The organism is Gemmatimonas sp. (assembly GCF_046594945.1).
In the GTDB taxonomy this organism is placed as follows: Bacteria; Gemmatimonadota; Gemmatimonadetes; order Gemmatimonadales; family Gemmatimonadaceae; genus Gemmatimonas.
Genome location: NZ_JBKJRB010000120.1, coordinates 1 through 23,336, shown reverse-complemented (window position 1 = coordinate 23,336; position 23,336 = coordinate 1). Strand labels below are relative to the sequence as shown.

Below are 23,336 nucleotides of genomic sequence, written 5' to 3'. Positions count from 1 at the left end.
GAGCCGTCACGAGTCGACCGACTCTCGCTCCCTGACATATTCCGCGATGATCTTCTGTGTCGCCTCGCTCGGCACCTGCTCGTAGCCGTTGAAACGCCGCACGAACTGTCCGTGGCCGTGGGTCAGTGAGAAGAGCTGGGTGGCATAGAGGTGGAGCTCCGACTGGGGGACCACGGCTCGCGCCACGGTGCGATCACCGTCGGTGTCGGTTCCGAGAATGTGGCCACGACGGCCGGAGAGATCGCCGAGGACATCGCCGAGGAAGCGGTCGGGCACGGTGATCTCGAGGAGATCGAGCGGCTCGAGGAGCACGGGACGGCACTTCGGGGCCACCGCCTTGAAGGCGGTAATGCCCGCCATCTTGAACGCCATTTCGTTCGAGTCCACCGAGTGCGTGGAGCCGTCGTACAGCTCGGCGCGAAAATCGACCAGTGGGAATCCCGCCAGCACCCCACGGGCGGCCGCTTCCTGCACGCCGCGATCAACGGCCGGGATGTATTTGGACGGTATCGCGCCGCCCACGATCGCGTCGGTGAACAAATAGCCTTCGCCGCGCGGCATCGGGCTGAGGCGCACCGAGCAATCGCCGAACTGTCCACGGCCACCCGTCTGCTTCTTGTGGCGCCCCTGCCCCTCGGCCTTTGCCGTGAGCGTTTCGCGAAACGCGATGCGTGGCTTCGCGAGTTCGGCCTGCACGCCGAATTTGCGGCGAAGCACCGCCATCGACACATCGAGATGTCGTTCGCCCAGGCCGCCCACGATCGTCTCGTGCGTTTCGGGATTATAGTGCACGCTGAACGTGGGGTCCTCGTCGTGGAGTCGGTGCAGGCCCAGTTGCAGCTTCTCCTCCTCTCCCCGCACGGCAGCGCGTACCGCGAACTGAACGACCGGTTCGGGGAATTCGATCGCCGCCAAGCGGATCGGATGCTCGCGGGTGGAGAGCGTGTCGTTCGTGTGCGAGTTGCGCAGCTTGGCCACGCACCCGATGTCGCCCGCGTGCAGCATGCCGACTTCCACGCGTTCGCGTCCGCAGGGAATGGAGAGATGTCCCAGCTTCTCGGCGCTGTCGCGCGTGGCGTTGAACACGTCCTGTCCGCTGGCGATACGACCAGACAGCACCCGGAAGTAGCTCACGTCGCCCACATGCGGCTCGGCCAGCGTCTTGAACACCAGGGCGGCAAAAGGGCCGTCGTCGTTGGCGTGCAGCGGGATCGTCTGGTGCCCTTCAGCGCCGGTGAGCGCGTGGATCTCTTCCATCTCGTACGCGTTCGGCATGAGCTGCACGAGTTCCGTGAGCAGGGCGCGCACGCCGATCATGCTGTCGGCCGACGCGCAGAAGAGTGGGAACAGGTCGAGGCGCGCCATGGCGTCCTTCATGCCGTGCAACGCCGTGTCGCGATCGATCTCACCACCATCGAGATACCGTTCGAGCAACGCGTCGTTCGTGGCGCTGATGGCTTCGATGAGTTCCTGACGGTAGCGCGCGAAGCGCTCTTCGCACCCGGCCGGGACATCCGCTTCCACGAACTCGCCTTTCGCCCCGCTGGTGTACATGTAGGCGCGCTGTGTGAACAGGTTGATCACACCGCGGAAGTTGGCACCGGCACCGATCGGGATCTCCACCGGTACGACCTTCGCGGTCAAACGCTCCTTGATCTGCGCGTAGACGCGGTCGAAGTCGGCGTGCTCCTTGTCCATCATGGACACCACGAACAACACCGGATCCTGCTTGGCCACCGCGGCGCGAAAGACGCGCTCCGTGCCCACTTCGACACCAGTCGCGCCGCCGATGACGCAGAGCGCGCCGTCGGCGGCGGCGAGTCCGGCAAGGGCGTCACCCTGAAAGTCGAGGGAGCCCGGGGTGTCGATGAAATTGATCTTGGCTTCCATCCATTCGGCGTAGGCACAACCGAGTGAGATGGAGTATCTCCGTTCGATTTCCTCGGGCAGATGATCGGTCAGTGCGGTGCCGTCACGCACGGTGCCATGGCGCTTGCTCGATCCTGCCGAAAAGCAGAGGGCATCCACCAGGCTCGTTTTTCCGCTGCCGCCGTGGCCGACCACGGCGATGTTCCTGATGCCGGCGCTATCGTACTCCCGCATCGTCCCCTCCCGCGCGATTCCGTACATGCTGCGGCCCTCGCGAATCGAGGGTCGTTGGGCGGCACGAGGGCTGGTCGACCGCCACCCATAGCGTGCGGCGAGGGAGGGAGGGGGGCAAGTGAGCTCAACTGGACAGCCACGTCGGGGAAATTCCTGTCTCATCTATTCGACGACGTACGCCTGGGACGAATTCCCTCCGGAAATACGAACGGGCCGCGATCACTTTGAGGTGGTCGCGGCCCGTGGTCCTGCGCAGACGAAGAAAGTGTGAACTCAGTCTCCCTCGATTTCGAAAGTGAAGGCATCAGCCTGCCGGATGGAATCCAGCCAGCTTTCGACTCCGGCATCGTCTTCCAGTGAGTGCCCGGCTCCGCCGGACGCCACCGCATTGGTGGACACGAACGAAAAGCTCAGTGCCCGCTCGGTGCCTTCGGGCCAGTCCGGCATGGCCAAGCCAGCCGCGACGCGACGCAACGTCGAACCACACAAGCCGAGCAGCTCGGACGCACGCGCCTCGAGTGTCAGCAGCGGTATATCAAGGTCCTGCGTGACCAACCGACCCGTCGTTCCATCTCGCCAGGCCGAATCACCGACCGCCCCGCGGTCCGGCCATACGCCCAGATGGCGCACGACTCCGGTGTGTGCTTCCAGTCGTTCACTCTCGACGGTGGCCGCGAGGGCCAAGGCCAGAGACTGCGCGTCGGCCACGCCGTACAGCGTGACTACTTCACGCCGCGAGCGAGTACCGAAGGGAAGCACGGGAATCGAATTCACGTGCGCAACTACCGGCGAATCGCTCGGACGCGCCTCGAGTCGTACGAGGACGTCCATCTTGCTGCCTCCTGTGTGAAAAAAGGTTCGACCTGACAAGGGGATCCGTCCGGCACGCGCGCCGTCCACGTGAATGACGGACCACCCTGTGATGAGCAACAGCAACTGCAACAGCAACCGCGCGTCAGTCGTGTCGTTCGCCGATCGCGACCCAGACGCTGCCCAGCAACGCGACCGCCACTGCAGCTCCAATGGCAACCACTCCGGACATCGTTCCCGTCACCGCGTAACCGATACGTAATGTTGACGGGAGCACCCACAGCGCGAGCATTCCATACCCCGCTGCGGCGAGCACGGCGACGGTGACGCGGGTCACGCCACGCCATGGGAGAACCACCAGTGCAAGGATCACGCCCCAGCTCGTCGCGATGACGAGGTGATGCAGATAGCCGAGGGCGACCGACGTCAGTGGCGCGGCCGACGAGGCTACGCCGAAGCGCTCAAGGAGGCCTCGACCGGCGAGCCGGAAGACGCGTCCCGCCTCGCCCTCGCGCCAGCCAAGGCCGAGCAGAGCTCCACCGGTCGCAATCGCGGTGAGCGTGCCGGCAGCGAGCGCGGCGTCGATGAGTTGCGTGAAGCGGCCGTGCGCGGTGCCGTGAGCCATATGCGAAGAAAGATAAAGGACGACGCGGTTAACGAAGCCGCGAACCTTCCGTCATAACGGAAGACTTCCTTCGAGGGTTCACGCGTGCCGATTTTCCGCCGGTCTTTTCCCACCGTGCTGGCCTTGGACCTGGCGACACTGGGTCTGGCGACACTAAGCCTGGCGACACTGGGCTGCGCCACCGCGGCTGCGCCCGCGTTCGTCGTGCCTGGCGGGTCAGCGTCGCCAACCGCGCAAAGCGCATCGCGCGAGCAGACGGTCGATCAACAGGTGCACCATGTCCTCAATCGCCTGGCCTTCGGCGCCCGACCGGGCGACGTAGACGCGGTGCGGACGCTGGGGGTAGACGCTTGGATTGACCGCCAGCTGTATCCCGAGCGTATTCCAGACGCGGCCACCGAGCAATTCGTGGCTCGCTTCGCGACGCTTGGGAAAAGCGGCGACGAGCTGCTGGCGGACAGTCCACCACCGGCCGCCGTGCTGGCGCAGCTGCAGCGTCGCGGCGGCACCATATCGGCCACCGATTCTGCCAGGCTGCGAGAGCAGGGTCGCCAGTCGTACGCTTTTCTGGGCGAGCTCGCCTCGAGCCGGGTGGCGCGGGCGGTGATGAGCGAGCGTCAGCTCAACGAAGTCATGGTCGATTTCTGGGAGAATCACTTCAACGTGTTCGCCGGCAAGGATCGCACGCGGTACTTCCTCCCAGAGTATGACACGCAGACGATTCGCCCCCATGCGCTCGGCACCTTCCGCGAGCTCCTGGGCGCCGTGGCCAAAAGCCCGGCGATGCTGTACTACCTGGACAACTGGCAGAGCGTGGCCGACAGCGGCCGTCCCACGCTGCGAACCACACAACGCCCGGCAAACGCGCGTCAGGCGGCTCGCCGCGCCGCGGCCGTGCAGCAGCGTATCGCGCAGAATCCACCGCTTCAGCAACTAGCGCCGCGTCGGCGTGGTGTGAACGAGAACTATGCGCGTGAGCTGATGGAGCTGCACACGCTGGGCGTGGACGGTGGCTACACGCAGCACGACGTCATTGAGGTGGCGCGTGCGTTGACCGGTTGGACGATCGCGCGTGGTGCGCAGGGTGGCGGCTTCGTCTTCCGCGGCGAGGTGCACGACGCGAGTGCGAAAACCATTCTCGGCAAGTCGTTCGCGGCCAACAAGGGTGTCGAGGAGGGCGAAGCCGTGCTCGACGTGTTGGCGTCGCACCCGAGCACCGCGAAATTCATTGCCACGAAGCTGGCGCGTCGATTTGTGAGCGATACGCCGCCGGCGGCGTTGGTGGAACGCGCCACCGCCACGTTTCGTCGCACCAATGGTGACATTCGCGCGGTCGTGCGCACGATCGTGACCAGTCCCGAGTTCTTCGCGTCGACGAGCTATCGCGCCAAGGTGAAGTCGCCGTTCGAGCTGGTGACCAGCACGATGCGGGTTATGCACGCGCAGCCCGATGCCACTCCGCGCACGTCACAGATGGTGAGCCGATTGGGCCAGCCGATCTTTGGCCATCAGGCGCCCAACGGATATCCTGAAACAGGCGACGCGTGGATGAACACGGGCGCGATTCTCAATCGCATCAACTTCGGACTGGCGGCGGCATCAGGTCGCGTACCGGGTATTCGCCTGCCGGCGTGGCCGCTCACGGCGCAGCTGGCGAACACCTCGCGCGAAAGCCAAGTAGACGGCGTGATCAAGGAGCTGTTCGGTGGTGCCGTGAGTTCGGACACGCGGCAGGTACTGCTCACGGGCACCAATCCGTTTCTGCAGCAGCACAGCAGCGCGAACGATTCGCTGCTCACCGCCGACGACGATGCCACGATGACGGGGGGCATGGTCGGTGAGGACCGCCGACAGGCAGCAAGCGAGCGTCGCGCTTCGCGGCAACCGGTGGCGCAACAACAGCAAGCGGCGGGTCGCGAATCGGTAACGCCGACGCGCGGCGCCTCGCTCACGCAGACCATCGGATCGCTGCCGCCACTCACCGGATTCGCGCAGATCGTTGGCCTCGCGCTCGGGGCTCCTGAATTTCAACGTCGCTGAGCGAGGTCGCGTCATGTCCGCCTTCCAGAATCCCGTGAATCGCCGAGTGTTTCTCAAGGGCGGCGCGCTGTCGCTGGTAACGCTAGGCCTCTCGCCCAGTTTCCTGCGTCGCACCGCGCTGGCGATGGAGTTGCCGCGCGCAGTGCGTGGCAAAACGCTGATCGTGCTCTTTCAGCGAGGTGCAGCCGATGCCTTGAATGTGCTCGTGCCGTTCGGTGACGCGAACTACTACGCGGCGCGACCGCAGCTCGCGATCGCGACGCCGGCCCGCGTGGGCGCATCGGCAAATGCCGCGGGGGCGATCGACCTCGATGGGTTTTACGGACTGCATCCGTCTTTGTCGTCGTTGAAGCCGCTGTGGGATCGCGGTATGCTCGCGCCGATCCATGCGGTGGGTAGTCCCAGTGCGACGCGATCGCACTTCGATGCGCAGGACTACATGGAAACCGGAACACCCGACCGCAAAGGCACGACCGACGGCTGGCTCAATCGCTACCTCGCGGTGGAAGGCACGTGTGAGGCGAAGGCGTGTACGCCCGTGCCCTTCCGGGCCGTCGCGATGACGGCGCAGACGCCGCGCATTCTGGAGGGGGCGAGTGCGGTGGTCGCGATGAATTCCATCGACGAATTCTCGATTCGTACGAACGGTAGTGAGGCGCAGCGTCGCATCGAGGCGTTGTATCGTACGGGTTCGTCGGATCTGGTGCACGGCAGTGGCAGCGACATGTTCGAGGCGCTGAAAGTGCTGCGCGCCGCCAACCCGCAGCAGTATCGGCCCGCCGCTGGGGTGGAATATCCACGATCACAGTTCGGGCAACGGCTGTTGCAAATCGCCCAGCTGATCAGATCGGGCGTGGGGCTCGAAGTGGCGTTCGCCGACGTAGGAGGCTGGGACACGCACGTGAATCAGGGCGGCGCACGTGGGCAGCTAGCAACGCGTCTTGGCGACTTCTCGCAAAGCATCGCCGCGTTGGTAGCGGACTTGGGCGACCGCATGGACGACGTGGTGATTCTCACCTGCTCGGAGTTCGGCCGCACGGTGCGCCAGAACGGGACCGGCGGCACCGATCACGGACATGCGGGCGCGATGTTCGTCATCGGCGGGGCGCTGCGTACAGCCCAGAGAGTGCACGGGCGCTGGCCTGGGTTGGCGCCGGAGCAACTCTACGAGGGACGCGATCTGGCGCTCACCACCGACTTCCGTGCGGTGTTCAGCGAGATCGCGTCGAAGCACCTCGGGGCCGCGCAGCTGCCGAAGATTTTTCCGGGGTACAACGGCTTCGAGAAGGAGTGGCTTGGGGTGTTGTGAACGATCGACCGTCTCCGGTTTTGCTTGAGGCACGTAAATACCGATCGCCGTCGCGACGAAGGCGAGGGCGTCGGCCGTAGCCTCGAACCACGCCGTCGGGCCGCGATCATCGATGTGTCCGCCCGTCGGATAGGCCAGCAACAGCACCGGCGAAGCAACCTCGCGGGATAGCACGTTGTCTTCTTCAGACGAGGCAACGGTGAGAGCGCCGGTCGGAAGTGAAACTGCGTGGAATCCGGCGACCTTCCGTCTCGGGCACGATGCCGCCCAGGTTTCTTCCGCCGATTATCGGTGGTTGGCACTTCGGCAATGACAGTGGCAGGCAGATCGGGGCGTCGCGTCAGGCTGGCGGTGATCAGCAGGCCCCCGTTCGAGGAACCACGAATGCCAAGCTTTCCTGGCGCCGTGTATTTCTCACGCATCAGATACTCGGCAGCGGCGATGAAATCGTCGAACGTCGCTTACTCGCGTTCAAGCATGCCGGCTTCGATCCACGCACGACCGAATGCTCCACCTCCACCAAGACTGGGCTGAGCGTAGATGCCGCCGAGGTCACCATTGGGATGCGCGCAAGCGTTTTATCGCTTCGGGCCAGTTTGCCGTGTGTTTGCAACGCCTTGAGTATCGCGATCGACAGGGAGTCGCGCCGCCCCGCGCGGTCCACTTGGACTCATATGTCCACTCGGCCACCAGGAACCGGCGCCATCTAGCGGGCACCTCCAAGACATTCACGGCATCTGCGATGGCGACGTGGCAAGGCTACGCAACGGCGCGAAAACTCGAAGTTGACGGCCGCGGTTTGCTTATCTGTGCGGTTCCGCGGAAAGCGCGATGGCTCACTACCCAAACGCAGTGCCCGCTGAACCAAGAACGAGGGAAATCACGACAGCGTCAAGAACCACGTCTCCGCTCCCCGGCATCAATGTGATGTACCACCGCCCGGCCTTGAGCCTCAGGTGTGCTCGCGAGGACGGCGCGCACGCCGATGGGCCGGTGCCACGAGGCGCTCCACCACGGCAAGGGTGAGGTCTACCACGACCGCCAGTGCCGCCGCCGGCAACGCACCCGACAGCACGAGGCGCGTGTCGGCGAGTCCCAACCCCGTGACAATCGGCTCGCCGAGCCCGCCCGCACCGATAAACGCGGCCAGGGTCGCCGCACCCACCGTGATCACCGCCGCCGTGCGCACACCGGCAAGTACCGCGGGTGTGGCCAGTGGCACCTGCACCCACCACAATCGCTGCCATGCGGTGGTCCCCAGCGCTTCGCTGGCGGCGACTGCATCGGGGTCGGCGGCCGCCACGCCGCTGTAGGTGGCACGCACAATCGGCAACAGGGCGTACAGCCATAACGCCACCAGCGCCGGCACCACACCGATGCCGAGCCAGGGAATCATGAACGCCAGCAATGCCAGCGACGGGATCGTCTGCAGGATGCCCAACACTTGCATGACGCCACCGGCAACACGTGGCGTACGTGTGAGGAGCACGCCCAACGGCACCGCCATCACGATGGCGGCACCAAGCGCCAGCCCCACCAACAGCAAATGCTCACCCACTAACCGGATGGTTTCGTCACGCCGCGCCCAGCTATACGCGAGGAAGCTGGTGGACGTGGTGCGCGCCAGCGACGCGCTCGAGTCAGACTCTGCTGGCGGGCCGCCCGCCACCAGCGCCAACGAACGCAAGGCATCGCGGGCCACGTTCGCCACCGGTTCCCGCTCGACTTCCAGGCGCCGATTCCAGCGCCGCACATCGGCTTCGGTGAAGCGACCACTGAGACGGGCAAGCACGGCCTGTACGTCTGGGCGTGATGCCGTTACGCGCGGTGACAGCAGAATGGCCGCTTCGTAGGGCGGAAAGAACGCGCGGTCATCAACGAGCGTGACCAGGTTGTAGCGCTCCAACAGCCCGTCGGTGGAGTAGCCGTCGATCACATCCACGGCACCGGCGGCCAGCGCTTCGTACTTCACGGCCGGCGCCAACGGACGCACATCGCGCAGCGCCAGTCCATACGCCGCGGCCAATCCGGGAAACCCGTCGGCGCGGCCGATGAAGTCGTTCGTGAAGCCACCCACCAACGCACGTCCTTCGCGAGCAAGATCGGACAGCGTGCGTAGGCGGAGCGAGTCGGCGAGACCGCGCCGCACGGCAATGGCATAGCCGTTCTCGAACCCCAGTGGCGCCAACCACCGCACCCCGTATTGCACATCGAACGCCGTCGCGACTCGGGCGAAGAGTCGCCGCGGATCGGCGCGCATGGTGGCCGTGACGGAATCGCGAAGCACCGCCAACAAGCCGGTGCCGGTGTACTCCGGATACACGTCGATGGCGTTCGTGCGCAGGGCCGCGAACGCCACTTCAGTGGCGCCCAGTCCCGGACGACGCGCCACGGCAATGCCCGATGCCTCCAGCAATTGCGCACAGATTTCGGCCAGCAGGAACGACTCGCCAAAAGGCTTGGACGCCACCACGATCGGGTCTCGCGTGCTTCCCGCGGTGGCGTTGCCGGCGGGCTGCGCCGGCAGCGGGCGGCTCAAGAAGAGGCCGAGTAGCGCGCCGACGATGCCGTGCAGGCGGCGCAGCGGCACGCGCATCAAACGTGTCCCGCCAACGCGCCCTGAGCCGCGTCGGCCTGTGCCAGTAGCATCGAGACATACGGCGTGGCCGGCGACGTGCGCAGCGATGCGAGCGGCCCAATTTGCTCAATGCGCCCCGCGCGCATCACGGCGATCAGATCGGCCAATCGCGCCGCCTCACCGAGGTCATGCGTGACCAGAATGGCGGTGAACCCGAGCTCGGCGCGCACGTCGGCGAACACCGCGTGCATCTCGGCCCGTGAGATGGCATCGAGCGCCCCGAACGGTTCGTCAAGTAACACGATCGATTGTTTCGCCGCCAACGCGCGGGCGAGCGCGACCCTTTGTCGCTGTCCACCCGATAGTTCGTGAGGGAAGCGCTTCCCGAACTGCCCCGCCGGCAATCCCACGGCCTCGAGCGCAGCCGTTGCAGCGGCCTCGGGCTTGGCATGCCCGGTAAGTTGCGGCACGAGCGCCGCATTGCGCAGCACCGTCCAGTGCGGTAGCAATCCGCCGGCCTGCGGCACAAAACCGATCTCCCGGCGCAACAGCTCAGGACGCATCGAACTCACGTCTGCGCCGTGCACGCGCACCCTGCCGCTCGAGGGGCGCAGCAGCGCGTTGAAGCAGCGGAGCAGCGTGGTTTTTCCCGAACCGCTTTCCCCCACGAGCGCCACCACCTGTCCCTCGGGCACCTGGAGCGTCACGTCATGCAACGTGACTTGGGTGCCATATGCATGCCCGACCGCTTCCGCCGAGAGCGCGTAGGGGAGGACCGACGGTATGGTTGACGCTGTGTGAGTCACGCGGGAACCTATACCCGCGGAATCCACTAAATCCAGTGTAAGGTTTTGGTCCGATTTGTCCCGCCACGTCTGCCTCTACTGCCTGTGCTCACTGACGTCTCCCCGCTGCCAGCGACGTTGCTGGACCGCTTCACCGCCGTCCGCGCGGCCACCGAGTCGCTCTGTGCGCCGTTGGTCACGGAGGATTACGTCGTCTCCAGCATGAGCGACGTGAGTCCCACCAAGTGGCATCTCGCGCATACGAGCTGGTTTTTTGAAACGTTTCTCCTCGCGCCGCACGACCCGGGATACACGCCACTCAATCCACGCTACGCGTTCCTCTTCAATTCGTACTACGTCCAGGCGGGCGAGCGGCATTGCCGCGCGCAGCGGGGCTTGGTCACGCGTCCTACCGTTGACGAGGTGTACGCCTACCGCGCCTACATCAACGAGGCCGTGCAAACGCTCTGCGACCGCATTGCCGGTGACGTCGAACATCCGGCGTGGCAAGTCGTCGAGCTGGGCCTGCACCATGAGCAGCAGCATCAGGAGCTGTTGCTGACGGATATCAAGCACGTGTTCTGGACCAACCCGATGCGTCCATCCTATCGCACTGACGCCATTCCGCAGCCGCCCGAAGTGGCGCAGGGGTGGCAATCAATCGCCGAGGGCGTGTACCGGATCGGTCACGACGGTGATGGATTCGCCTTCGACAATGAAGGGCCACGTCATGGCGTGTATCTCGCGGGCGCGCGAATCGCCAACCGGTTGGTGACCAACGCGGAGTACGCGGCCTTCATCGCCGACGGCGGCTACCGAAAGACGGCACTGTGGTTGAGTGCCGGCTGGGCGGCCGTGCAGTCGCACCACTGGCAAGCGCCGCTTTATTGGGAGCTGGTACACGGGAGCTGGCACGAGTACACAGTGGCCGGCACGGCGCCGATCATTCCGTACGCTCCAGTGACGCACTTGAGCTACTACGAGGCCGACGCGTACGCGCGCTGGGCCGGTGGTCGCTTGCCGACCGAGGCCGAGTGGGAGGTGGTGGCCGCGGACGCGCCGGTCACGGGGCGTTTTGTCGAGCATGGCGTCCGACATCCGTTCGCCGATGCGCGGTCGGGCCTCCAACAGCTGTTCGGCGATACGTGGCAGTGGACCCAGAGCCCGTACGTAGGCTATCCGGGGTTCCGCACGGCGCCTGGCGCGATCGGTGAATACAACGGCAAGTGGATGAGTGATCAGTGGGTGTTGCGCGGCGCGTCCTGCGCTACGCCGGAATCGCACGCGCGAGTCACCTACCGCAACTTTTTTCCCAGCGACGCACGCTGGCAATTTACCGGCATCCGATTGGCGGCAGACGCATGAGTGCCTCGTCCGTTCGTCAGCCTCACTTCGTGCCGTCGCCGCAGGCGCCGTCGGTCCCATCGAGCACCAGTGCGCTGGCCGCCGACAGTGTGCGTGATCTGGTGTTGCGTGGCCTGCGCGCCCAGGTGAAATCACTGCCGCCGTCGTTGTTCTACGATGCTGCCGGCGCGGCGCTGTTCGAGCAGATCTGCGAGCTGCCGGAGTACTATCCCACTCGTACGGAGCTGGCCATTCTGACGCGCTGCGCTCCGACGCTGGCCCGCGCGGCCGGCCCGCACGTGGCGCTCATTGAATACGGCAGCGGCGCTGCCACCAAAGTGCGCCTGCTGCTCGATCAGCTGGAGACGCCCAGTGCGTACGTGCCGGTCGACGTGTCACACGAACAACTCGAGCAGGTGGCGGCCGTGCGGTCGGCGCAGTACCCCGGACTGCGTGTGCTGCCGGTGTGTGCCGATTACACGCGCCCGCTCACGCTGCCACGGCTGCCGGACGACGCGCGACGCGTGGCATTCTTCCCCGGCTCCACGATCGGCAATTTTCACCCCACGGAGGCCTCGGCATTTCTCCACCGCGTACGGCATACCGTAGGCCCGCGCGGCGGCATGATTCTGGGGGTGGACAGACGCAAGGACCCCGACGTCTTGCATAACGCGTACAACGATGCAGCCGGCGTCACGGCCGCGTTCAATCGCAATCTGCTGGTACGGATGAACCGCGAGCTGCAGGCCACCTTCGACGTGGACACGTTCCGGCACGTCGCGTTCTTCAACGATGCGCTCAGTCGTATCGAGATGCATCTGGAGTCCAGCGTGGACCAAACGGTACACGTGGCCGGCGAGGCCATCACGTTCGCGGCCGGTGAGACCATTCACACCGAATGTTCCTACAAGTACGACGAGCCCCGCTTGCGTACGTTGGTGGAAGAGAGCGGCTTCCGTATCGAGGCGCTACACACCGACGCCTGCGACTGGTTTTGGGTGGCGTGGCTGACTCCCATCTGACGTGTTCACATTTCACCACCGAGTTTATGAAAGCCATGTGGAACGGCGAAACCATCGCTGAGAGCAACGACACCGTGGTGGTGGAAGGCAACCACTACTTCCCGGCCAGCGCGCTGCGCCCCGACGTGATTGTGGCCAGCGCGCATCACACGACCTGTCCGTGGAAAGGTGTGGCGCACTATTACTCGCTCGCCGTGCAGGGCCAGGAGAACCGTGACGCGGTGTGGTACTACCCCACGCCGAAAGCCGAGGCAGCGCATATCGCCGGCCGGGTGGCGTTTTGGAAGGGCGTGCAGGTGACGGCGTGACGCCGTCCGCCACCCCGGTGCGTGCCGATGCCATCTTTATCGGCACCGGTCAGGCCACGCCGGCGCTGGCCACGGCACTCGCCGGCGGCGGTGAACGGGTGGTGGTGTTCGAAGGCGGCATGGTTGGCGGCAGTTGCGTGAACGTGGGCTGTACTCCCACCAAAACGCTGCGGAAAAGCGCGCGAGTGGCGCATATGGTGGCACGCGCCGGTGACTTCGGCGTGCAGGTGAGCGGCGTGCACATTGATTTTGCGGCCGCCATGCAGCGCGTTGCCCGGGTGGTGGAGGCATCACGCAATGGACTCACCCGCTGGATCGACGACACGACAGGCGTGACGTTGGTGCGCGAGTGGGGCGCCTTCGCAGGTCGCGAAAATGACCAGTTTGTGGTGCAGGGTGAGCACACGACCGCGGTCGCGCCGCGCGTGTATCTCAACACCGGTACACGCCCTGCGGTACCACCCATTCCCGGTCTCGCCGATGGACCATTGCTCACCAACGAATCGATCATGGCGCTCACCGAGCGTCCGCGGCACCTCGTGATTCTCGGCGGCAGCTACATCGGCCTCGAAATGGGACAGATCTTCCGCCGGCTAGGGAGCGACGTCACCATTCTCGAGGCCGGGCCAGCCGTTGCCAGTCGCGAAGACGGCGACGTGTCGGCGCGTATCGCGGCATTTCTTGGCGATGAAGGCGTCACCATTCACACGCACAGCGCCGTCGAGCGGGTTGAATGGATCGCCGAGGATGGCGTCCCGCATGTTGTGGTGCACGCGCGGCATCGTACCACGGGTGAGGTGCGGCACATCGACGCTTCGCATGTCCTCGTGGCCACCGGCCGCCTGCCCAACACGGAGCGGCTGCGTCTCAGCACTGTGGGCGTGACGCTCGATGCGCAGGGCTTTATTCCCGTGAATGGTCGGCTGGAAACGAATGTGCCCGGCGTATGGGCGCTGGGTGACGTAAACCGGCGAGGCGCCTTCACACACACAAGCTATCAGGACCACGAGATCGTGCTCGCCAATCAACAGGGAGGCGCGCGCACCGCCGACGGGCGGGTGTCGACGTATGCCATGTTCACCGATCCGCCGCTCGGTCGCGTGGGGCTGAGTGAAACCGAAGCACGCGAGCAGAGCGCCGGCGGCCGGCGTTTTCTGGTGGCGACGCACGAGATGAAGAACGTGAGCCGCGCGAAAGAGGAGAGCGAAACGCTGGGCGTGATCCGCCTGCTGGTCGATGCGGAGACGCACCGCTTCGCGGGAGCGACGCTGTTGGGCATTGGCGCCGATGAAATCGTGCAGATCATCGGCGCCATGATGGCGGCCGACGCGCCCTACCAGGTGCTGCGCGATGCGCTCCCCGTGCATCCTACCGTGACCGAGTTCTTGCCCACCATTCTGGGCAAGCTGACGCCGTTAACGTAGGGTGGGGTGCACGCGCCGTGAGAGGAACAGCCGGCGCCACGCCGGGATCGTCGTGCCATGGACGTACGGCCTGTATCCGCTCTGCTCCGTGAGCTTGGCGCAGTCAGCGGATCTCGAACGTGATGGTGGCCCACTTGGACTCGTAGTCGACTCGACCGTCATCAACGCGCGCCATGTGGATGAATTTGACATACCATCGACCGGCTTTTCCCACTGTGACAGACACCACGCCATCGGCATTGCTGCGCAGCGATTGCGTGGGCAGTCGAACGTCGCCCGTGACGCCCGCGCGTCCGCCAACAATCACGAGCTGATTGGCGACCGGATTGCCGTCGACCAGGCAGCGAAAACGCATCGTCGCGCCAGGCGCGAGTCCATAGGGATTCTCCACTGGCACGAGCTCGGCGGGATGGCCCAGCGCCGCACTCCACCCGTCTGAGCGCGTCGCACCGACCTGGAAAATCGTCTTGATATGTTTGGAATACCGTTCGCGCGCTGCCCGTTGCAACGAGCCGTCCTTCGTGCGCGCGGCCAGAATGTCCGGAATGCCGTCGTCAGCGAGATACCGATTGAACGCCTTCGCTTCGAGCCGAAACTCGGTGGGCTTGGTGGAGAGGCCGGCAACATAGGTACCGGCCTCGCCGGTGACGTAGTTGAGCCACGACGTATCGCCGCGAGTATCCCAGTGCGCGCTATCGATTTGTGTGCGACCGGTTGGTGTCGCGACACTCAGCTGCGCGACGCGCGACCACGCGATGGAGTTCTCGCTCTTCGAGAACGTTCCGTTCAGTACGGGCATGCGGATCGACGATCTCGGCGCGACGTAGTACGACGTTAGTCGCCAGAACATGTCATGCGCGAACAGCGAGGTAGCCGACAGCGCGAGCAAGATCGGCAGTGCAGCAAGACGACGATGCATGATGGTGCCCGGCGGGAGAGACGGTGACGGAGCTCTATGTGGCACCGCTAATATATGGTGGAATTGCGCGATGCCTCATTCCCGCGGCACACCACGGCCGGTTGGAGCTTCCCGACCTCGTCCCGATACTCGGTTACTGAGGAGGCGGATGGGTTGCCGTACGGCTCGCTGCTCCGCGCGTACACTGGACCAGACTGCCGCTTGGCGCGACTTCGGCGTCACAATTCCCCCTGACGAGTCGTGGGTACGATCCGCTCCGGATCCCCCGCGCTTTGCCGCACTCGTGCGCCGGCTCGGTTTCGATGTGGTGGTGTTCACGTCGACGAGCGGAGGCCGGGCGTGATGAGTGACCTCCGCGCGCGGCGGCACCCCACCCTGTTCCGCCCAGCACCTGGTCAACCGCGATTTGCTGGTCGCCCGGCAAGATAGCCAGTACACTTCAACCATGGTCGTCGCCCATTTTCCCGGAGCAGAACTGATTGAAGCGGGCCTTGCCGATCTCACGGCAGGGCTGGTGACGATCGAGTCCTTGCTGGTTTCCATCGCGGCCCCGGGATTGCGCGACGTCGGTGTCGCCGTGGGCCAACCGATTCCTGACGCCGAGCTGCAACTGTACGCGCTGTTATCGGCGCGCGACGGTCTGGCGGCGCATAGCCACTACAACGCATTGCTGCGCCGTGTTGCGGGTTTCCGACATGCGGCGGCGTGCGCGAGGTAGCGTGCGCGAGGTAGCGTGCGCGAGGTAGCGGATCGCGAGCGCATTGGCGCGTTCATGACCGCACTCGCGCGACACGCGACGGCGGACGTGGATGTCTTCCTCGTTGGCGGCACGAGCGCGGTCTTGGTGGGCTGGCGCGCAACCACGATCGATGTGGATCTCGTGTTTCGGCCGGAGTCGGACGCGATGCTTCGCGCGATCCCGATGCTCAAGGAACGACTGCAGCTCAACGTGGAGCTGGCCTCACCCGATCTGTTCATTCCCGTGCCTCCAGGATGGGAGCAGCGCAGCCCGGTCATTATCCGCATTGGCCGCGCCACCTTTCGACACTTCGATTTCGTGGCCCAGGCGCTCGCCAAGATCGAACGCGGACATGCTCGTGACCTGGCGGATGTGCACGCCATGCTCTCACACGGTCTCATCAACGCCGCCAGTGTGCATGAACAGTTTGCACTTATGGAGCCGGAGCTGTTTCGGTTTCCGGCCATCGATCCGCCGTCATTTCGGCGTGCCGTCGATGCGGTGTTTTCGCCGATTCGTCCATGACCTTCGAGCGGTTGAGAACGGATCTTGCCGAGCGCTACCGCCTCGAACGCGAGCTCGGTGTCGGCGGCATGGCCACGGTGTACCTCGCGCACGACCGCGAGGTCGCCATCAACATACTCTGCGAGGAGCTCTCCGCCTCACGCGGGAGGGAGCGTTTTCTTCGCGAGATGCAGTTGGTCGCGAAACTCAGCCATCCGCCGGCCAACGGCGCGGGCTTGTTCGTGATGGCTAACGTAAAGGGCAAGTCGCTGCGCGATCACCGCGACGCCGAGGGCATGCTCCTGGTGCACGATGCGGTTCCGTGCCCCGTGTCCGGGAGGGATACCGTTCCACGCGCGGTGCTCAGGTCGAGTCTCCTGCGGGATCAGGGGTGGCGAGTCCCCTACCGCAGCGCCTCGTCGAAGAACTCCGGGAGCATGAGCACAAACGGCTGCGCGGCGTCCGGCAGCGACCATTCGATGCGCTCGCTCAGCCACTCGCCTGGATCGTCTCGCCCGCGCCAACGAGACACCTTGCGCGCATCGGGATTGACCACCCAGTACTCGCCCACGCCGTCACGAAGATAGAGCTCGCGCTTGATGTGGTAGTCGAGTCGTGGATTGATGGGAGACACCACTTCGACCGCGAGCAGCAGATCGTGTAAGTCGTGGGGATACGCGGGCCGTTTGCCGTCTGCCACGGGCCCCACGAACATATCGGGTTGCACCCGATTGTGCGTGCGGTCACCGCGTCGAGCATCCGCCGGCGAGATCTTCGCCCTCCCGGCGCCAAGTGGCTGGAGATACTCGCGCAGCAAGGCGTACAGCTCGCCGACGACCAGCTAGTGAGTGTCAGCAGGCGCAGGCGTCATGTGGAGCTCACCGTCGATGAGCTCATAGCGCCAGCCATCGTCCTCGAGCGCATCCAGTATCTCGACGGTCCACTCGGTGTGCATCGCGGGCATGGCCACAGGTTACGGCACTCGGCGGGAGGGTGGCAAGGGTGCATCACGCATTATGGCGTGCACCGGTCAGCATATTGTCATCGACTCGACACGCCGCGTATTGATCGCTTCACCCACGACGTCGCGGACTCGTTCAGTGGAGAGTCACGGCGCGACGGTCGGCCCCTGTCGTCGGTCATATCCATCGGCCCACATCAGATGGCGTGCGCGTGCGTCAGCTTTCGGCGTTTGCGTGCACATGTAGGAGGCCCTCATGTTCCCACCTTCGCGTGATCGCGTGGGCGGGACCCTGAAAACAAGACCGACAAGCCATGGCGCCTGCGCTCGCTTGGTAAGAAGTTGGTCGTATGCCAGCACCAATTGAAATCAGCCGTTTCGCCCTCGCCCTCGCCGACCGGTACCGCCTCGGCGAGGAGCTCGGCGCCGGCGGCATGGCCACGGTGTACCGCGCCCACGATCTGCGCCACGACCGTGAGGTGGCGCTCAAGGTCCTGCGCTCCGACCTCGGCGACGCGCTCGGCCGCGACCGCTTCCTGCGCGAGATCCGCCTCGCCGCGTCTCTGACGCATCCGCACATCCTGCCGCTGTACGACTCCGGCGATGACAACGGGACGCTCTGGTTCACTATGCCCCTGTTGACCGGCGAAACGTTGCGCGACCGTCTGGCGCAGCCGGAGCGACTGTCTGTCGAGGACGTCGTGCGCCTCACGGGCGAAGTGGCCGACGCGCTCGACTACGCACACCGACACGACGTGGTGCATCGCGACATCAAGCCGGAAAACATCCTGCTGCACGAAGGGCATGCGGTGGTGGCCGACTTCGGCATCGGCAAAGCACTCGTCGCGGCAACAACGCAGAACACAATGCACACGCAGGTGGGTGTGACCGTGGGCACGCCAGCCTACATGAGTCCCGAGCAGGCCGCCGGTGAAGCGGTCGACGGGCGCAGCGACCTGTTCGCACTGGGATGCGTGATCTTCGAGATGCTTACTGGCGACGTGGCGTTCAGCGGCCCCACCGTGCAGGCCACCATCGCGCGACGGTTCGTCCACACGCCGCCGCCGATGGCCGTGCTCCGCCCCGATGTGCCAGCCGCCCTCGCGCAGCTCGTCGATCGTCTGCTCGTAAAGGCCGCCGAGGAACGCGTCGCGAGCGGCGCCCAGGTGGTGCAGACGCTGCGCACGCCACTGGCAGTAGCCGTCGCGCCGTCGCCCGTCGCGCCCCCGACGCACACGGAGCGCTCCGTCGTGGTACTGCCCTTCGTGAACGTCAGTCCAGACGCCGACACGGAGTACTTCAGCGACGGCCTCACCGACGAACTCATCACCGATCTGTCGCACGTGAAGGCGCTGCGCGTCATTTCGCGCACCACCGCCATGCAGTACAAGCATACCACGCAGACGCTCCGCGTCATCGGTGACACGCTGGGCGTGCGCTGGGCGCTCACGGGCAGTGTACGCCGCGCAGGAAATGCGCTCCGCATCAACGCACAACTCGTCGACGTACAGCGCGACGAGCCGCGATGGGCCGAGAAGTACAATGGTACGCTCGACGATGTCTTCGATGTGCAGGAGCGTGTATCGCGTGCGATCGTCGATGCACTCGATGTGGTGCTCTCACCGCAAGAGAGTGCGCAGCTCGCGGCGCGTCCGCTGCAGGACGTGCGCGCCTTCGAGCTGTACCTCAAGGCGCGCGAGGCACTCGCGGGGTACGACGTGGTGCGCGCCGAGCCGCTGATCGCCCGTGCCATCGAGATCGCGGGCCGTGTGCCGGTGTTGCGGGCGCTCGAGGCGCTCAGCGGTATCATGCAATTACGCACGGGTGCATCCCGTGCGCCGGCGTTGCTCGCGTCCATCGAAGCCGAAGCTCGCGCGCTCATCGCCGAGGAGCCGGACTTTGCTCAGGGCTACGCCCTGCTCGGTTATCTCGCGTACGAAATCGGCGATCAGATCACGGCGGTGCAATCGTTGCGGCGCGCGTTCGCGCTCGATCCCGCCGACAGTGACATCCGGTTCTTCCTAGGCATCGCGGGACAGGCCGGCGGCCAGGCGGAATCACGCTTCGCACTCGAATGGATCGCGCTCGATCCGCTCGCGCCGCTCGCCAACGTTCTGGTTGGCGCGAACAGCTGGTTTACCGGGCGCCTCGCGGAAGGGCTGCCGTATCTCGAAGAGGCGGTCCGTCTTGCGCCGGCCGGGCTGATCTTCCATTGGGGGCTGGGCAATCACTACGCGCTTATGGGCCGCTTCGATGACGCGGCACATCAGGTGGCATGGCTACGCGAGCACGCGGCCCAGCTTCCTTACACCGCGCAGCTGGATGGCTTGGTGACCGCGGCGCACGGTCGCGCCGAGGAAGCGCTCGCCATGCTCGCCACCGTCGACGAAACGAAACTCGATGGGCACCACATGTTTCATCTCGGCGAGTCGTACATCATGGCCGGCGCGCAGGAGCGGGGCGTGGCGCTGATCGACCGCTCGATCACCATGGGTTTCTACACGGTGGACTACCTCGAGCGTATTTGCCCCTTCTACGACGATGTTCGCCACCGCGAGGATTTCGCTGAAGTCGTTGCCCACGCTCGGCGTCGCGCCGCCGAGTTCGCCACCGCCGTGGCTATAGATGCACGATGATGCTCCGCTAGTGTTCGTGTTGCCGCGATGACCGACAATCCCCTCGACGTGATCGACTTCGGCGACGGACAGCCGTCGCTGTCGCTGCTTCCCGTCGATGCACTGCGCACCGCGGCCGATCATTGCCTCACGCGAGGCGATGCAGCCCTGCTGCAGTACGGCGCCGATCAAGGCGACGTGGGGTTTCGTGAATCGCTCGCACGATTTCTCACGCACCGCTACGCGACTCCGGTGAGCGCGGAGCACCTCATGGTATCAGCCGGTGCCTCGCAAGCGCTCGATCTCGTGTGCACGCGGTTCACACAGCCCGGCGACACGATCCTCGTGGAAGAGCCCACCTACTTTCTGGCGCTCGAGGTCTTTCGCGATCACGGATTGCGAGTGGTCGGCATCCCCCTCGACCACGACGGCATTCAACTCGACGCGCTACGCGATGCGCTCACTCGGCATCGTCCCGCGCTATTGTACACGATTCCGTCATTTCAAAATCCCTCAGGGAGCACAATGTCGGCCGCGCGACGTGAGCAGCTCGCGGAGGTGAGCCGCGAGCACGATCTGCTCATCGTCGCCGACGAGGTCTATCAGCTCCTCGACTTCGGCACCGCACCGCCGCCCCCGCTCGCAACGCACGTGCACGCAGCGCGTGTGTTGTCGCTCGGTTCATTTTCCAAGATCTGCGCTCCCGGCTTGCGGCTCGGATGGATACAGGGATCACCGGCGCTGCTCGAGCATCTTCTGCAATCGGGAGTCGTGCACAGTGGCGGCGGACTGAATCCGTTTGTCTCGGGGGTGGTGAATAGCCTGCTCGATCTCGGACTGGCCGACGCCGGGCTCGATGCGCTACGCGGCATATACGCCGAGCGGTCGGCGGTACTGTGCCGCGCCCTGCGTGAGGAGCTGCCGATGGCCACGTTCGTCGAGCCGCGTGGCGGGTATTTCGTGTGGGTGCAGTTGTCATCGGTAATGTCGGCGTCGCAACTGCTGCCGATCGCCGCTGCAGAAGGAGTTGGCTATCGTGCGGGCGCGCTCTTCAGCAGCCGCGACGGGTTTGCGAGTGCGCTGAGACTGAGCTTCGCGCACTACGACGAGGCGGCGTTGCTGCACGGCGTCCATCGACTGGCGCGGGCAATCGCGAGCTACAGCACGAGCGCCGAGTAGACTCGGTCTGCCCGCCGAGCGTCGCTTGGGGCTGCAGCGCGATGACAGCGTGCTGACGCGGAGGCGTCTCGTGCGCGCACGACACGAACCCGCTCCACATACCGGAGGCGCACGATGGCCGCGGCAGCGGACGGCATGACAGCCGACCAGCTACTGGGCTACGAGATACCCGGGAAACGTCTGGTGTTGGTGCGTGGTCAGCTGGTGGTACGCGAGCTGGCCAGTTTCTCGCACGGCACCTTGTCGCTGCGCATCGGTATCGCGCTGAGCACTCACCTTTCGCGTGAGCGGGAGCAGCAGGGCTGGAGCACAACGCGCGGGCGGCTCGTCGTCGCTGATCCCGGCTTCACCCTCGCGCGATCACCCGACACCGCGTGGGTGACACCGTGCGGCGACTCGCGCGCAGCCTCAACGAGGTAGTGCCACCCCCGATAGCACGCGCTTCCTGCTCCGCCTGACCGCGCTTGGATCGAGAAACGTCGTGCAAGGGCAGCGCGGCCGCGACACAGCGACACAGCTCGTGGCGTCCCCAACCTTTTACCAGATCGCGCCGGCCTTGTCGCCGGACGGGAAGTGGCTGGCGTACGGATCCGACGAAACCGGGCGCTTGGAGATCTACGTGCGCCCGTTTCCCGAGACCCAAGGGGCACGCTACACCGTGTCGCGCGCCGGTGGTTCCGAGCCCGTGTGGTCGCACTCGGGCAACGAGCTCTTTTACCGCGACGGCGCAAATCGGCTCGTGGCGGCGGAGATCGCGCCGGGTCCGGTCTTCCGCGTGGTCACGGAACGCGCGCTGTTCTCCACCAGCGGCTACGTCACCGACAACCGGCACTGGCACTACACGGTCTCACCCGACGATCGCACATTCTACTTCGTGAAATCCGGTGCCCAGGCCGGCGCGCAGAACGAGTTGGTGGTGGTGCTCAACTGGTTCGAGCAACTCACCCGGATGGTCGGACGATGAACGATCCGCGTCGGCCTTGACCCGTGGAGCGGACGCAGACACTTTCAACCAGTCATCAACCAGTTGAAGAAGGGGCCCATGGAATCCATCGCCGCGTTCGACGCCAAGACCCGTCTCAGTGAGCTGCTGGACCGCGCCGCCAACGGGGAAACGTTCGAGATCACCAAACACGGGCGCCCCGTCGGCAAACTGGGGCCTCCGGATTCCGCCGTTGACCCCAAGGTCGTCGCGGAGGCCGTCAAGCGGCTCAAGAGCTATCGTGGCGCGCTCACGGGCGTGAGTCGCGACGACCTGTTGGCGCTCAAACACCAGAGGCATCGATTCTGATGGCGGTCGTACCCGATGTTTCGGCGATTCTCGGTCAGGCGCTTGACCACGAAGACGCCACGTTCGCCGAATCGGTGATTGCGGCCATCGCCCGCGACGAAGCGATCGTGCCCACCCTTTTCTGGTACGAGATCCGCAACGTGCTCGTGATGGCCGAGCGACGCAAACGCATCGCGCCGGCACGTACCACGGCATTTCTGTCTGATCTTTCGCTGCTGCCATTTTCGGTCGACGACCTGCCGCGCGAAGCATCCGTGCTCGATCTTGCGCGGCGACGGTCGCTGACCGTGTACGACGCGACGTACCTCGAGCTCGCGCAACGCACCAAGGCGCCGCTGGCCACGCTGGATCAGGCGCTGATCATGGCGGCGAAGAAGGAGGGCATCCCGCTCTTCAAGCCCAAGACGACGCGGTGAACGACATCGTGCAGCGCCTCGCGACCGCCCTCGCCGACCGCTATACGCTGCAGCGCGAGCTCGGCGCCGGCGGCATGGCCACCGTGCACCTGGCGCACGACCTCAAGCACGAGCGCGATGTCGCGACCAAGGTGCTGCATCCCGACTTGGGCGCGGCGCGCGGTGGCGAGCGGTTTTTAAGCGAGATCCGCACCACGGCTCGCCTGCAGCATCCGCACATTCTGCCGCTGCTCGATTCCGGCGCGGCGGACGGCTTCCTGTACTACGTGATGCCGCTCGTGACCGGCGAAACACTGCGCGCACGCTTGGAGCGCGAACGCCAACTGCCCATCGCCGACGCCGTGCGCATCGCGCGCGAAGTGGC

General features: G+C 65.3%; 23 protein-coding genes and 1 pseudogene. 15 read left to right on the top strand and 9 right to left on the bottom strand.

Features of this window, described 5'->3' with window-relative positions:
• Positions 1-6: 6 nt before the first annotated feature.
• The 3 genes from ACLL97_RS14560 to ACLL97_RS14550 all read right to left on the bottom strand — a co-directional run bounded on the left by ACLL97_RS14560 (position 7) and on the right by ACLL97_RS14550 (position 3,538).
• Complete coding sequence (locus tag ACLL97_RS14560; RefSeq protein WP_411281198.1) at positions 7-2,130, bottom strand: elongation factor G; 2,124 nt, start codon at positions 2,128-2,130, stop codon at positions 7-9.
• Positions 2,131-2,376: 246 nt separating this feature from the next.
• Positions 2,377-2,934, bottom strand: coding sequence for a hypothetical protein (locus ACLL97_RS14555; RefSeq protein ID WP_411281197.1), 558 nt, complete (start codon positions 2,932-2,934; stop codon positions 2,377-2,379).
• Between the two features lie 124 nt (positions 2,935-3,058).
• Entirely contained in the window at positions 3,059-3,538 is a 480-nt protein-coding gene (locus ACLL97_RS14550; RefSeq protein WP_411281196.1) for a hypothetical protein, read from the bottom strand.
• An 84-nt stretch (positions 3,539-3,622) separates the two neighbouring features.
• Between ACLL97_RS14550 and ACLL97_RS14545 the strand changes: the two genes are divergently transcribed.
• Both ACLL97_RS14545 and ACLL97_RS14540 read left to right on the top strand, forming a co-directional pair.
• Positions 3,623-5,578 (top strand): DUF1800 domain-containing protein, encoded by a 1,956-nt coding sequence (locus ACLL97_RS14545; RefSeq protein ID WP_411281195.1) that lies wholly within the window; start codon positions 3,623-3,625, stop codon positions 5,576-5,578.
• 13 nt (positions 5,579-5,591) lie between these two features.
• Positions 5,592-6,887, top strand: a complete 1,296-nt coding sequence (locus tag ACLL97_RS14540) for a DUF1501 domain-containing protein (protein ID WP_411281194.1) — start codon at positions 5,592-5,594, stop codon at positions 6,885-6,887.
• A gap of 278 nt (positions 6,888-7,165) precedes the next feature.
• Here ACLL97_RS14540 and ACLL97_RS14535 read toward each other — a convergent pair.
• The 3 genes and pseudogenes from ACLL97_RS14535 to ACLL97_RS14525 all read right to left on the bottom strand — a co-directional run.
• Positions 7,166-7,333: pseudogene (locus ACLL97_RS14535) on the bottom strand (prolyl oligopeptidase family serine peptidase); the annotation flags it as partial.
• Positions 7,334-7,839: 506 nt separating this feature from the next.
• The gene (locus tag ACLL97_RS14530) at positions 7,840-9,483 is read right to left on the bottom strand and encodes a glycine betaine ABC transporter substrate-binding protein (protein ID WP_411281193.1); all 1,644 of its coding nucleotides are present in this window, start codon (positions 9,481-9,483) and stop codon (positions 7,840-7,842) included.
• Positions 9,483-10,271 (bottom strand): ATP-binding cassette domain-containing protein, encoded by a 789-nt coding sequence (locus tag ACLL97_RS14525; protein WP_411281192.1) that lies wholly within the window; start codon positions 10,269-10,271, stop codon positions 9,483-9,485. The genes ACLL97_RS14530 and ACLL97_RS14525 overlap by 1 nt, the downstream gene beginning before the upstream one ends.
• Before the next feature lie 84 nt (positions 10,272-10,355).
• Here ACLL97_RS14525 and egtB point away from each other — a divergent pair, with 84 nt between their 5' ends.
• The 4 genes from egtB to ACLL97_RS14505 are packed head-to-tail and all read left to right on the top strand — an operon-like array spanning position 10,356 to position 14,348.
• Entirely contained in the window at positions 10,356-11,615 is a 1,260-nt protein-coding gene (gene egtB, locus ACLL97_RS14520) for an ergothioneine biosynthesis protein EgtB (protein ID WP_411281191.1), read from the top strand.
• Entirely contained in the window at positions 11,612-12,616 is a 1,005-nt protein-coding gene (gene egtD / locus ACLL97_RS14515) for an L-histidine N(alpha)-methyltransferase (protein WP_411281190.1), read from the top strand. Before egtB ends, egtD begins: the two co-directional genes overlap by 4 nt.
• Before the next feature lie 26 nt (positions 12,617-12,642).
• Positions 12,643-12,924: a DUF427 domain-containing protein gene (locus ACLL97_RS14510; RefSeq protein WP_411281189.1), complete on the top strand. Its 282-nt coding sequence runs from the start codon at positions 12,643-12,645 to the stop codon at positions 12,922-12,924.
• Positions 12,921-14,348: a mercuric reductase gene (locus ACLL97_RS14505; protein ID WP_411281188.1), complete on the top strand. Its 1,428-nt coding sequence runs from the start codon at positions 12,921-12,923 to the stop codon at positions 14,346-14,348. The genes ACLL97_RS14510 and ACLL97_RS14505 overlap by 4 nt, the downstream gene beginning before the upstream one ends.
• 103 nt (positions 14,349-14,451) lie before the next feature.
• On the opposite strand, the gene ACLL97_RS14500 is transcribed toward ACLL97_RS14505, so the two are convergent.
• Positions 14,452-15,267 (bottom strand): DUF4198 domain-containing protein, encoded by an 816-nt coding sequence (locus tag ACLL97_RS14500; RefSeq protein WP_411281187.1) that lies wholly within the window; start codon positions 15,265-15,267, stop codon positions 14,452-14,454.
• A gap of 346 nt (positions 15,268-15,613) precedes the next feature.
• Here ACLL97_RS14500 and ACLL97_RS14495 point away from each other — a divergent pair, with 346 nt between their 5' ends.
• Together ACLL97_RS14495 and ACLL97_RS14490 are read left to right on the top strand one after the other, a co-directional pair.
• On the top strand, positions 15,614-15,985 hold the full coding sequence (locus ACLL97_RS14495) for a hypothetical protein (protein WP_411281186.1): 372 nt from the start codon (positions 15,614-15,616) through the stop codon (positions 15,983-15,985).
• 15 nt (positions 15,986-16,000) lie between these two features.
• Complete coding sequence (locus ACLL97_RS14490; RefSeq protein WP_411281185.1) at positions 16,001-16,531, top strand: DUF6036 family nucleotidyltransferase; 531 nt, start codon at positions 16,001-16,003, stop codon at positions 16,529-16,531.
• Positions 16,532-16,913: 382 nt separating this feature from the next.
• Here the strand turns inward: ACLL97_RS14490 and ACLL97_RS14485 are convergent, their stop codons facing one another.
• Together ACLL97_RS14485 and ACLL97_RS14480 are read right to left on the bottom strand one after the other, a co-directional pair.
• A complete protein-coding gene (locus tag ACLL97_RS14485) occupies positions 16,914-17,336 on the bottom strand; it encodes a Uma2 family endonuclease (protein WP_411281213.1) in 423 nt (140 codons plus the stop codon).
• A gap of 15 nt (positions 17,337-17,351) precedes the next feature.
• On the bottom strand, positions 17,352-17,474 hold the full coding sequence (locus ACLL97_RS14480) for a hypothetical protein (RefSeq protein WP_411281184.1): 123 nt from the start codon (positions 17,472-17,474) through the stop codon (positions 17,352-17,354).
• 347 nt (positions 17,475-17,821) lie between these two features.
• Between ACLL97_RS14480 and ACLL97_RS14475 the strand changes: the two genes are divergently transcribed.
• The 7 genes from ACLL97_RS14475 to ACLL97_RS14445 form a co-directional block, all read left to right on the top strand.
• Complete coding sequence (locus ACLL97_RS14475; RefSeq protein WP_411281183.1) at positions 17,822-20,107, top strand: protein kinase domain-containing protein; 2,286 nt, start codon at positions 17,822-17,824, stop codon at positions 20,105-20,107.
• A 27-nt stretch (positions 20,108-20,134) separates the two neighbouring features.
• The gene (locus tag ACLL97_RS14470; protein WP_411281182.1) at positions 20,135-21,265 is read left to right on the top strand and encodes a PLP-dependent aminotransferase family protein; all 1,131 of its coding nucleotides are present in this window, start codon (positions 20,135-20,137) and stop codon (positions 21,263-21,265) included.
• Between the two features lie 114 nt (positions 21,266-21,379).
• A complete protein-coding gene (locus ACLL97_RS14465) occupies positions 21,380-21,685 on the top strand; it encodes a hypothetical protein (RefSeq protein ID WP_411281181.1) in 306 nt (101 codons plus the stop codon).
• A gap of 100 nt (positions 21,686-21,785) precedes the next feature.
• The gene (locus tag ACLL97_RS14460) at positions 21,786-22,229 is read left to right on the top strand and encodes a TolB family protein (RefSeq protein ID WP_411281180.1); all 444 of its coding nucleotides are present in this window, start codon (positions 21,786-21,788) and stop codon (positions 22,227-22,229) included.
• Between the two features lie 78 nt (positions 22,230-22,307).
• On the top strand, positions 22,308-22,556 hold the full coding sequence (locus ACLL97_RS14455) for a type II toxin-antitoxin system Phd/YefM family antitoxin (protein ID WP_411281179.1): 249 nt from the start codon (positions 22,308-22,310) through the stop codon (positions 22,554-22,556).
• Complete coding sequence (locus tag ACLL97_RS14450; RefSeq protein ID WP_411281178.1) at positions 22,556-22,972, top strand: type II toxin-antitoxin system VapC family toxin; 417 nt, start codon at positions 22,556-22,558, stop codon at positions 22,970-22,972. Before ACLL97_RS14455 ends, ACLL97_RS14450 begins: the two co-directional genes overlap by 1 nt.
• Positions 22,969-23,336: protein kinase domain-containing protein (locus ACLL97_RS14445; RefSeq protein WP_411281177.1), on the top strand; the 368-nt coding region annotated here is incomplete at its 3' end. The genes ACLL97_RS14450 and ACLL97_RS14445, both read left to right, overlap by 4 nt.

Excerpts from the sequence above, each read along its gene's own strand:
- egtD (WP_411281190.1), top strand. The coding sequence starts at position 11,612 with ATGAGTGCCTCGTCCGTTCGTCAGCCTCACTTCGTGCCGTCGCCGCAG.
- ACLL97_RS14465 (WP_411281181.1), top strand. The coding sequence starts at position 21,380 with ATGGCCGCGGCAGCGGACGGCATGACAGCCGACCAGCTACTGGGCTAC.
- ACLL97_RS14480 (WP_411281184.1), bottom strand. The coding sequence starts at position 17,474 with ATGCCCGCGATGCACACCGAGTGGACCGTCGAGATACTGGATGCGCTC.
- ACLL97_RS14550 (WP_411281196.1), bottom strand. The coding sequence starts at position 3,538 with ATGGCTCACGGCACCGCGCACGGCCGCTTCACGCAACTCATCGACGCC.
- ACLL97_RS14530 (WP_411281193.1), bottom strand. The coding sequence starts at position 9,483 with ATGCGCGTGCCGCTGCGCCGCCTGCACGGCATCGTCGGCGCGCTACTC.
- ACLL97_RS14560 (WP_411281198.1), bottom strand. The coding sequence starts at position 2,130 with ATGTACGGAATCGCGCGGGAGGGGACGATGCGGGAGTACGATAGCGCC.
- ACLL97_RS14450 (WP_411281178.1), top strand. The coding sequence starts at position 22,556 with ATGGCGGTCGTACCCGATGTTTCGGCGATTCTCGGTCAGGCGCTTGAC.
- ACLL97_RS14455 (WP_411281179.1), top strand. The coding sequence starts at position 22,308 with ATGGAATCCATCGCCGCGTTCGACGCCAAGACCCGTCTCAGTGAGCTG.
- ACLL97_RS14510 (WP_411281189.1), top strand. The coding sequence starts at position 12,643 with ATGAAAGCCATGTGGAACGGCGAAACCATCGCTGAGAGCAACGACACC.
- ACLL97_RS14540 (WP_411281194.1), top strand. The coding sequence starts at position 5,592 with ATGTCCGCCTTCCAGAATCCCGTGAATCGCCGAGTGTTTCTCAAGGGC.
- ACLL97_RS14500 (WP_411281187.1), bottom strand. The coding sequence starts at position 15,267 with ATGCATCGTCGTCTTGCTGCACTGCCGATCTTGCTCGCGCTGTCGGCT.
- ACLL97_RS14470 (WP_411281182.1), top strand. The coding sequence starts at position 20,135 with ATGACCGACAATCCCCTCGACGTGATCGACTTCGGCGACGGACAGCCG.
- ACLL97_RS14555 (WP_411281197.1), bottom strand. The coding sequence starts at position 2,934 with ATGGACGTCCTCGTACGACTCGAGGCGCGTCCGAGCGATTCGCCGGTA.
- ACLL97_RS14475 (WP_411281183.1), top strand. The coding sequence starts at position 17,822 with ATGCCAGCACCAATTGAAATCAGCCGTTTCGCCCTCGCCCTCGCCGAC.